The following is a 2550-nucleotide window of genomic DNA, read 5'->3' as shown; positions in this document are numbered from 1 at the left end:
GGCCAGTCGATATCGGTCTCGACGGCCTTGTTGAGGTAGTTGGTGAATACGTTGAGCGCGACATTCGCGATGGTCTCGACGATCTCACCATCGGTGAGCCCGGCGGCCCGGGCGGCCTTCACATCGGCCTCCTCCACACCGCCGCGCGAGCGCACCACCGCGGCGGCGAAGGTCAGCACCGCCTCGGCCTTGGCGTCGGAGGAGCGGCCATGCCGGTTGGCCTCGATCTCCTCGGCGGTCAGCTTGGCGATATTCGCGCCGATGTAGGAGTGCGCGGAAAGGCAGTAGTCACAACCGTTCTCCTCGGCGACCAGCAGCGCGATCCGCTCCCGGGTGGGTGCGGCCAGCGCACCGCCGCCCAGCGCACCGGAGAAGCCGAGGTAGGCCTCCAGCACGGCGGGGCTGTTGACCATGGCCTTGGTCATGTTCGGGGTGACGCCCAGGGCCTGCTGTACGCCCGCGAGCAGGTCGGCGGCCTTGCCGGTGGCGGACTCGGGCTGGATCAGGGGCAGACGGGACATGACGAAACCTCTTCGTGTAGAGCGCTTTCCGCGCTGTTCGCTTGATGCCTGACCGATTTTCTAACCGGCCATTGCCATATAGAAGGTTAGTGCGGTCGCGATCATTCCCACTTCGCGAAAATTTCTCGAGATTTCTTTCGTCGCAGGTCAGAGGCTCGCTGCTGTGAGCAGATCCGCTCAGGGCAGCACGGCGGGACACCGCCGGTGCGTGCGGGGCACGGTGGAGCCATGGCACACGACGAACAGACACCGACGTTCAACTGGCACACCCGAGAACGCCTCTTCGCCAAGCGCATCCTGGTACTCGACGGCGCGCTCGACGACGACAACGGCACCCTGCTGATGACGCAGATGCTGCAACTGGCCACCGAGGACCCCGACACCGGGATCGCGCTGTGGATCCACTCGCCGGGCGGATCGGTTCCGTCCATGCTCGCCATCCGCGACGTCATGCGGCTGGTGCCGTGCGAGGTCTCCACGCTGGCGCTCGGATTGGCGTGCAGCGCAGGGCAATTCCTGCTCTCCTCCGGCACCCGGGGGCGGCGCTTCGCGCTGCCGCACGCCCGCATCCTCATGCACCAGGGCTCCGCCGGTATCGGCGGCAGCGCGGTGGAGGTGGAGGTGCAGGCCGACGATCTGCGGCACACCGTGCAGACGGTGCTCGGCCTCATCGCCGAGGACACCGGGCAGCCCTACGACCAGATCTACGAGGACTCGCTGCACGACCGGTGGTTCACCGCCGCGCAGGCCCGCGACTACGGATTCATCGACGGCATCGTCGAATCGTTCGGCCAGGTGCTTCCGCAACGACAGAAGGTGGGGATCGCATGAGCGGTCAGGCGCGAAGGCGGCAGCGAAGTGTAACCACGCAGCGCCCCGATCATGCGGGAAAGGAAACGGCATGAGCTCCTACACGATTCCGAATGTCATCGCGCAGCATCCGCGCGGTGAGCGGATCATGGACGTGTACTCGCATCTGCTCACCGAGCGGATCGTCTACCTGGGCACGCCCATCGACTCCGGCGTGGCCAACGCGCTCATCGCGCAGCTGCTGCACCTGGAGGCGGAGAGCCCCGGCCAGGACATCAACCTCTACATCAATTGCGAGGGCGGCGATCTCACCGCCATGCTCGCCATCTACGACACCATCCAGCACATCAGCTCACCCGTGGTGACCACCTGCGTGGGCCAGGCCATCGCGGTCGGCGCGGTCCTGCTCGCCAGCGGCGCACCCGGCCGCCGCTCCATCCTCCCGCACGCCCGCGTGGTCCTGCACCAGCCCGCGGCCCAGGGCCGCGGCACCATCCCCGACCTCATCATCCAGGCCGACGAGCTGGTGCGGATGCGAGCCGAGGTCGAATCCGTCCTGTCCAAGCACACCGGCCGCTCCCCCGAGTCCCTCCGCCACGACACCGACCGCGACCGCGTCTTCACCGCCGCGGCGGCAGTGGACTACGGCCTGGTCGACCAGGTGCTCGGCGGCGAGTAGTGCGAGCACGCCGCCGATCGGGGCCGGATCGCGGCCGGTCCCGACCCGGCAGCCGGACCGCAACCTGGAACGACACAACGGCCGGGACGCGGTCGACGGATGCGGTGTCACGGCACGGGCCGGGCCGCCGCCCACGGCAGCATCGGACAGGGCAGGACCACTCGACCACACGGGATATCGGTACGTCAGCGCACAGCACATCATGGGCGCGACAGAAGTCGGCCGCGCCGGAGTCAGCACCGACGGCATCCGAGCGGACAGCGGAGCCGGTCGGTCAGGCGGCGAGCAGGACCAGGTTCGGGCCGCTGGCGTGCGGGGCCGCGGGACGCGAATAGTCGGCGGGGCGGATTCGGGTGGTCGGGCGCACCGCCACCGCGCGCCGCAAGCGCCGGAGGTCGTCGGCGACCTGCTCGATGAGTCCGGACAGCGAAGTGCCGAGCGCACCCGCCATGGCGGCGATCATCTCGCTCGACGGTTCCTTGCGGCCGCGCTCCACCTCGGAGAGGTACTGCGGCGACACCCCGGCCCGCCCGGCCGTCT

At 68.8% G+C, this 2550-nt stretch carries 4 protein-coding genes; 2 read left to right on the top strand and 2 right to left on the bottom strand.

The genetic code is table 11. From position 1 onward, the window contains the following. Positions 1–521 (bottom strand): carboxymuconolactone decarboxylase family protein (locus QK444_RS35530; protein ID WP_282786408.1); only part of this gene is annotated, 521 nt, incomplete at its 3' end. A 228-nt stretch (positions 522–749) separates the two neighbouring features. Here QK444_RS35530 and QK444_RS35525 point away from each other — a divergent pair. Beyond that, on the top strand, positions 750–1352 hold the full coding sequence (locus QK444_RS35525) for an ATP-dependent Clp protease proteolytic subunit (protein ID WP_282786406.1): 603 nt from the start codon (positions 750–752) through the stop codon (positions 1350–1352). A 70-nt stretch (positions 1353–1422) separates the two neighbouring features. Continuing rightward, positions 1423–2010, top strand: a complete 588-nt coding sequence (locus QK444_RS35520; protein WP_282786404.1) for an ATP-dependent Clp protease proteolytic subunit — start codon at positions 1423–1425, stop codon at positions 2008–2010. 274 nt (positions 2011–2284) lie between these two features. Here QK444_RS35520 and QK444_RS35515 read toward each other — a convergent pair. Next, positions 2285–2550 (bottom strand): helix-turn-helix transcriptional regulator (locus QK444_RS35515; protein WP_282786402.1); only part of this gene is annotated, 266 nt, incomplete at its 5' end.

The organism is Nocardia sp. CC201C (genome assembly GCF_030010695.1).
In the GTDB taxonomy this organism is placed as follows: Bacteria; Actinomycetota; Actinomycetes; order Mycobacteriales; family Mycobacteriaceae; genus Nocardia; species Nocardia otitidiscaviarum.
The sequence above is the reverse complement of the archived record's forward strand: the minus strand, read 5'-3'. Positions and strand labels throughout refer to the sequence as shown.

What these genes read in the sequence shown, in the direction of transcription:
- QK444_RS35520 (WP_282786404.1), top strand. Translation starts at nt 1,423, where the DNA reads ATGAGCTCCTACACGATTCCGAATGTCATCGCGCAGCATCCGCGCGGT.
- QK444_RS35525 (WP_282786406.1), top strand. Translation starts at nt 750, where the DNA reads ATGGCACACGACGAACAGACACCGACGTTCAACTGGCACACCCGAGAA.